Source organism: Paenibacillus sp. IHBB 3054 (assembly GCF_051594305.1).
Taxonomy (GTDB): domain Bacteria; phylum Bacillota; class Bacilli; order Paenibacillales; family Paenibacillaceae; genus Paenibacillus_AQ.
Window position 1 is genome coordinate 84062 of sequence record NZ_JBOFBG010000028.1, and the last position, 6205, is coordinate 90266.

7 protein-coding genes are annotated in these 6205 nt (G+C 43.2%); 2 read left to right on the forward strand and 5 right to left on the reverse strand.

Annotated elements, in window-relative coordinates; all coding sequences use genetic code 11:
- Position 1: 1 nt before the first annotated feature.
- Positions 2-385, reverse strand: coding sequence for a winged helix-turn-helix transcriptional regulator (locus ACQ76X_RS24775; protein WP_438496392.1), 384 nt, complete (start codon positions 383-385; stop codon positions 2-4).
- 191 nt (positions 386-576) lie between these two features.
- On the opposite strand from ACQ76X_RS24775, the gene ACQ76X_RS24780 reads away from it, so the two are divergent.
- The gene (locus tag ACQ76X_RS24780) at positions 577-1110 is read left to right on the forward strand and encodes an NAD(P)H-dependent oxidoreductase (RefSeq protein WP_438496394.1); all 534 of its coding nucleotides are present in this window, start codon (positions 577-579) and stop codon (positions 1108-1110) included.
- A gap of 153 nt (positions 1111-1263) precedes the next feature.
- Here the strand turns inward: ACQ76X_RS24780 and ACQ76X_RS24785 are convergent, their stop codons facing one another.
- On the reverse strand, positions 1264-2430 hold the full coding sequence (locus tag ACQ76X_RS24785) for a DUF4317 domain-containing protein (RefSeq protein WP_438496395.1): 1167 nt from the start codon (positions 2428-2430) through the stop codon (positions 1264-1266).
- A gap of 113 nt (positions 2431-2543) precedes the next feature.
- On the opposite strand from ACQ76X_RS24785, the gene ACQ76X_RS24790 reads away from it, so the two are divergent.
- The gene (locus tag ACQ76X_RS24790) at positions 2544-3137 is read left to right on the forward strand and encodes a DUF4304 domain-containing protein (protein ID WP_438496396.1); all 594 of its coding nucleotides are present in this window, start codon (positions 2544-2546) and stop codon (positions 3135-3137) included.
- A 218-nt stretch (positions 3138-3355) separates the two neighbouring features.
- Here ACQ76X_RS24790 and ACQ76X_RS24795 read toward each other — a convergent pair whose 3' ends face one another.
- The 3 genes from ACQ76X_RS24795 to ACQ76X_RS24805 all read right to left on the reverse strand — a co-directional run bounded on the left by ACQ76X_RS24795 (position 3356) and on the right by ACQ76X_RS24805 (position 5822).
- The gene (locus tag ACQ76X_RS24795; RefSeq protein ID WP_438496397.1) at positions 3356-3559 is read right to left on the reverse strand and encodes a hypothetical protein; all 204 of its coding nucleotides are present in this window, start codon (positions 3557-3559) and stop codon (positions 3356-3358) included.
- Between the two features lie 261 nt (positions 3560-3820).
- Complete coding sequence (locus ACQ76X_RS24800; protein ID WP_438496398.1) at positions 3821-4612, reverse strand: hypothetical protein; 792 nt, start codon at positions 4610-4612, stop codon at positions 3821-3823.
- A 478-nt stretch (positions 4613-5090) separates the two neighbouring features.
- Positions 5091-5822, reverse strand: a complete 732-nt coding sequence (locus ACQ76X_RS24805) for an S-layer homology domain-containing protein (protein ID WP_438496399.1) — start codon at positions 5820-5822, stop codon at positions 5091-5093.
- Positions 5823-6205: the final 383 nt, after the last annotated feature.

Consider the following 6205-nt stretch of genomic DNA (forward strand, 5'->3'; position numbering starts at 1 on the left):
TTTAGTAATCTTTCCGGTCTTCAAAGTGCTCCGGTGACTTATCCTCCAGCAAGACGATATCTTCTCCTTGCCGTTGTCTCATTTTAATATTCTCTTTTCCCCAAGTACACATAACGTCAACGATCTTATTGGCTGTAACTCCATATTCCGTGAGGCTATATTCGACCTTTGGCGGCATCTGCGGGTATACATATCTTCTGACGAGTCCATCCTCCTCAAGTTCCCGAAGCTGCTGGATCAGAACCTTTTGTGAAATGCCTTGAATATTGCGCTGTAATTCGCTTGTTCTCTTCGCACCGGGCATCAGTAAGCAAATGATCAGAGATTTCCACTTTCCACCGATGATTTCAAGTGTTGCCTCTATGCCCAGATGATATTGCTTCATTGAATAACACCTCGTTAATGACGATCTTATAACACAGGTCTGAAAATTCATTGTTGCATATATTTTTTTCCGAGTCCAGTACGTACTTTGAAGTAACCATCTTACTTTATTGTGTGTATTTTCTTTTTTTGGGGCCTGCAAGATAATGATAATATTCAAAAAAATACAGGCCTGTGAAGGGAGATTTCCTAATGAAAACACTGGTGATTCTGGCACACCCGAACCTTGAGGCTTCAAGGATCAACCAGCGCTGGAAAGAAGAATTGCTGCAATATCCAAGCGATATTACAGTTCATGAGATTTACAAAGAGTATCCTAACTGGAATATAGATGTTCCTAGAGAGCAAAATTTATTAGAAGCCTATAATCATATTATCTTTCAATTTCCATTGTATTGGTACAGCTATCCTCCACTATTAAAAAAATGGTTTGACGATGTTTTTGCTTACGGGTGGGCTTATGGTTCAAAAGGTGACAAGCTTAAAGGGAAGAAGTTAGGGCTTGCCATGTCCATCGGCGATAAAAAAGAAAATTATTTGCCGGAGGGCTCTGTTTCTTTTACCGTGGATGAAGTGATCGCGCCTTTCAAAGCCAGTACAGGGCATGTAGGTGCAGTGGCACTCCCCTACTTTGCTGTCTTCGGAGCTTCATTTCAAGCCAGCGATGAAGAAATTAATAATAGTGCAAAAGAATATATCAACTATATCTTTAAGCACCAAAAGTAACTAAATCCAAACACAACAGGGGCTATCCCAAGTCTTTGTCTAAGACTTTAAGGATAGCCCCTACTTCACAAAAGTGGGCAACGCTCCACCTGTGAGTCCTGTGCTCAAACCAACTCGAAGACTGCACGCTTCAACCAGCACTGTCAAACGGGTCTACAACGTTTCCGTACTGAGTGTGAACCCTTCGATCACTACTTCCTCGTCAACCTCGATCATGATGCAGCGTTTTCCTTGATAATTCACCTGCTTCACATACCTTAAATCCTGCGGGCTGACGGTAATGGTGGCTACCTTCGTCTCGATCTTAATCGATTTTGAAGTATATTTCGGTATAACGCTGCTTGCCTTCATTTCGTAGTACTTATCGTCGACGACCGTTTCGAACGCCCGCTCCACCTTTTCCGCCGTCACGTTCTCTACGCCGCTTGCCGCCAGGACACGTTCCACATCTTTGTAATCCAGCTTAGGAGGTTCTTCCTCCCCTTCGCCACCTTCGATAACCAGCTGGATTTCCTCATACACCTGGGCGAGGGTGGTCGTATCAAGCTGTTCGCCCGCCAATTCCTTCACGATATCTTCGAAGAAGCTTCTCTCTTCCAATGCTGTTACAGATCTCTCGGCATTCAGGACCTGCTCGATGAACTGCGGGTCCGGATAATTCGATTTTCCCGTACAATACAGAATGCGGTTCACATCAGAATAGTTGTCTGTCACACTCGGATAAAAGAACCCTTGCTCCGGTGAACTGAGCTTGATAATCGGATCGACAATGATATTGTACTTGAATTCCCGCTCCACATAATCGAACATGAGGTTTTTGCGCTGCTGTTCCGTGGAATTCACGCTGCACAGAATAAACGGATGCGCGAACATCTCGTCCTTCTCACTTTCTTCGGCTTCATCATTTCTGGCCTTAGTCGGCCGGTAATACTGCCCGCGGACAAAAGTGATCACCATATCCTTCTCGTACTTAACATCTACCAGCATCTTGTCCACGAGCAGCATCATCAGGTCCTGCCATTCTTCAGCATCACCTGTCACCAGACCTTGGTGAAGCATTACCCGCGTCGGGTCCTCCGCTTCCTCCTGAAACTTCAGCTCGAACAGCTTATGGTCCAACTCACCGGTGAGCAGTTTTTTGAAATTCCCCATATACAGTTCCTGCTTTTCTCTGTCCACAAGGCCAAACGGCAGGCGCTCCCAATGATAGATCTCGTTGCTCTCCTTCATAATATACACGTTAAGAATGTCGTAGATGTTCATCAGGTCATGATCCAGCTTAAACTGCTTGCGTATGTGTGCGACTTCTTTTTTATTCATAATGGGTTCGGCGGCTCCTTAGATGTGTAATAACTTTATTCAGTATAAATGATAAGGAATGAAAATGGTAAGGACGGATTGTCATTATTAATTTTGATTTGGGAGGGCTTCCTTTGCAAGAATTATTTACAGAAATGATCACGAAAGACGTCAAACCCTTTTTCTCCAAATATGATTATCTTAAAAAAGATCTGAATTTCTACAAACCGGATGATACTCTCGTCTATAAATTCAATATTCAAAAATCGAAGGCGAACACTTGGAATCACGTCCTGTTCTATATCAACTGCAGTATTCATTCCACCGAGTTAGCGCTATTGCAATCCACTCTGCCCTCGGCGCCGCCTCTGGAGAACAAGTCTCACTTTACCGCCCGAATCAGAGAAATCTGTCCCTCGGCTCCGGACCATTATTCGTTAACGCCTGATATCGATCCAGACCAATTATCAGATGAGCTTTTGCTGCACTTGGAAGAGGCCCTTACATTCATGCATTCAATGACCAGCGCCAGAGCAATAGTCGATTATTACATGGCAAGGGTAGCGCTGCATTTAAGCGAAGAAACCTTCCGGTTTTTGCTGCAAGCAGGTGATACAGAAGCCGCCGGGCAATATCTGAAGCAGCTACAATTGAAATTCGGAGCCGAAAAGCGCTGGACGATATTAGAAAAGAAGTATGCGGGTATTTTTGGTGAGTACGGGATTTGATCGATTGTGCAAAAAAAGAACGCCTAATCAAGACGTTCTTTACACTTAACAACATCGTATAATAGCAGTAGCGATAGAAGGCTCTATGGGCGGAAAAAGAAATAGGCCGCCCTGCTCAAAGGTAGCGGTCTATTTCTATGGATAAACCCTTTAAGACTCCGCCATTACAATGCCAGCGATCCGCATATTTTATGGCCAAGCCCACGTCCGCTAAAACCTCACTCCCGACTGCCCCAAACCGAATCAAGCAGCTCGTCTACTGCCTGAATTCTGGTCACCGATGGTGTCTGAATAAGATTTCCTTTCTCCAGCCAATGCTGAAGGGATGAATATCCGGATACACAATCCACTGGGGCAAAAAGAATTTCCGGGACATATCCATCCAGACCGTTTCTGATTTCCATCAGCAATTTGCCTAACATGTTGTTACCTTGTCCGATACCACCGTCTCCCCAGTTAGTATCGGAACAAAAAGGCCCTGCCTTTTCAGACAGAGCCTATGTGGATTTTTGACGAAAATCCACCGATAAACCACATTCATAATATTATTCTACCTTATCAAAAGAGGAAATGTAAATCAGTGTCCTGCTCCATGATTGTTGAGAGATAAGCTGCTGATGGATACTGACTTTGCTGAGAGATCCCTATCATCTGCGCTTGCGGAAGTCATGACTACGCTAGAACTAATTAACAATACGGCTGCCAATAACAAAAATGTTCTTTTCATCTTTCAAAAACTCCCTCTCTAAGATATTTTTCATTATATTTTGATGTATCTCTTGTTGCGAAATTGAAGCGTAACTCCTGAGAAGTTCATAAAATGCAATAGCTTTTCTGAAACCTGTCCCATCATCAAATTTATCACTGAGTATTAGAATGTCTAGTATCAGGTATATTGTATCAAAAAACTTTCCTTTTTTATACAAATATATTGCATGGAGGTACATGTAATCTATGTAATACCTTACATCTTCTCTTTTTTCTTTACTGCTTAACTCCTTGACTTGATCTTTGAAATCGTCAAGAATCCAATCTATAGAGTAATTATATTTAATCGATGATTCCAATACTGTAATCAGACCGGCAAGAAGTTCTTCCTTATCGTTCTTCCTAAGGAATTCTATATAATCAGAAAGCACATCTACCTTGCCTTCGAGCAAATCAAGGACGTATGTGTTAGCTACAGCAATGTTTTTGTAATAACCAATTTCAGTAAGATCTTCAGGAGTGGAGTCCTTAATCCAACTCAAGTCTGAGTATTGGGCTATACACTCCCTTGCTTCAGGAAGTCTCCCCAACTTCTGAAGCGCAATCCCTTTCATACATGAACTGTATCCGAAATAATACACGATGCTTCTTTTAAAAGTAATCTTATTGAAACTATGCTTATTTGAATCGTATGCTATAGCTGCGACTTCAAGCAGTTTGTCTGAAATTTCGAGAATTGCTGACCAGTTCTCCCATGAAAAGGACATTTTAATCATGTCTATTAGTGAATCGGCATTTACACCATCTAGTTCCAGAAATTTCTATATCACTCCTTTATATACCATTTTATGACAATTGTAAGCTTCGATTTTCCAAAGGTCAATTACCAAATAAATTCACATACTTAACAATTCAGACAAAATTTATAAATTAACAAAAGCGAAAGCCAGCATTTCTGCTGGCATTATTTATTGAATATTATGTTTTTACTCAATAGATTCCTTCATCTTCTTCGTGTACCGTTAAATATAAGTCAGGGTATTTTGCATATAAATATTCAGACCCGCCTTATCTTTGTAGACAATATTCGTTCCAGGGATAGCCCTAAATTTCAATTCAAGGACAGCCGATTGCAAAATAGGCTCAGCAATGCGGCAGCTTCCTGCCGTATAAGGGGTTCGCTTGAGCGGTAGTCCAAGGTTCCGGCGGAATTCCGTGCAATTCCCGGCCCGTACATGCCATTATTCACAATATACTGCACGGCATCCACGGCGCCGTGTCCCCCGCAAGCTTGATACCGGATGACTTGTTCATATTCACCCCGGCTATCATCGCCGCCCGCCACATCAAAACAGCAGCCTCCTGGCGCGTAATGGCCGCAGTGACAGCAATGCTCTGTTCCGGGCCGCGCCCTTGCACAAGCCCCAGCTCATTGGCTTTTTGCACATAGCCCAAGTAGTCCTTCTCTTCCAGTTCGCTTGTTAACGATGTGTTTTTAGAAGGGGCCATCCCTGTCAAATGCATAAGCCCCGAAATAAACTCCGCCCGGGTCATTTCTTGTTCCGGATGAAAATCGCTGTCCCCTTCAGGAGACAATACACCGAGCTGATCGGCTTCATGAATCCATGACGCATAAGGATGCTCATTCCCCACATCCGTATACACGTTGGGTTCAGGAACTTTTTTGGCCCAGCTATCCATCTTATTGTAAAAGGCATACTGGGTACCATTGGAATTGACTTTAAAAGCCGCCTTATTCCCGAGCTCATCTTCAAACAACAAGGGAGCTAATTCCCGGAGTATATTCGAGCCATAGGGGTCCTTGATTTTCAGCTTGCCATCGTCCGTAACGGAAACCTGAAGAATCCAAAATGGAAGTCGCAGATCCTGATAAACCCCTGTCAGTTGGCCCAGTTCCGCCTGGGATGTGCCTGGAGTGGAAGTAGTTGTTGGTGTAGCCGAGTGACAACTCGTCATAACTTTCATACGACAAGAAAAAGCGGGGCCCGAGATTAAATTAATGGACATCGAAATGCCTGAAATGGGCAGGATTACGGTTGCTGAATGCATTAAAGATAAGCAGCTGAACGGCAAAAAACTCCGCCTCAGAGGCGGAGCCGAATACAAAGTGTTTTGAACACCATATCTACAAATCGATCTCATCTTTTCCTAAAGATAAATATGTTAGTCTGCTGCCATAGCAAGTTGCATTGATAATCTGATCGGAAGAGCGGCATCAGCCATTTGGTTTATATCCCCTACAAAAAACAGATCCTTTATAGGATAATAAAAAGCAAACGAGCCTGTGGACCCGGAATGACCGACCAGTTCACCTTTTCCCATAAAAAGTGTGACCCATC

Bases quoted from the DNA above. Each gene is read 5' to 3' on its own strand.
- ACQ76X_RS24785 (WP_438496395.1), bottom strand. From the start codon at position 2,430: ATGAATAAAAAAGAAGTCGCACACATACGCAAGCAGTTTAAGCTGGAT.
- ACQ76X_RS24795 (WP_438496397.1), bottom strand. From the start codon at position 3,559: ATGTTAGGCAAATTGCTGATGGAAATCAGAAACGGTCTGGATGGATAT.
- ACQ76X_RS24805 (WP_438496399.1), bottom strand. From the start codon at position 5,822: ATGACGAGTTGTCACTCGGCTACACCAACAACTACTTCCACTCCAGGC.
- ACQ76X_RS24800 (WP_438496398.1), bottom strand. From the start codon at position 4,612: ATGTCCTTTTCATGGGAGAACTGGTCAGCAATTCTCGAAATTTCAGAC.
- ACQ76X_RS24780 (WP_438496394.1), top strand. From the start codon at position 577: ATGAAAACACTGGTGATTCTGGCACACCCGAACCTTGAGGCTTCAAGG.
- ACQ76X_RS24775 (WP_438496392.1), bottom strand. From the start codon at position 385: ATGAAGCAATATCATCTGGGCATAGAGGCAACACTTGAAATCATCGGT.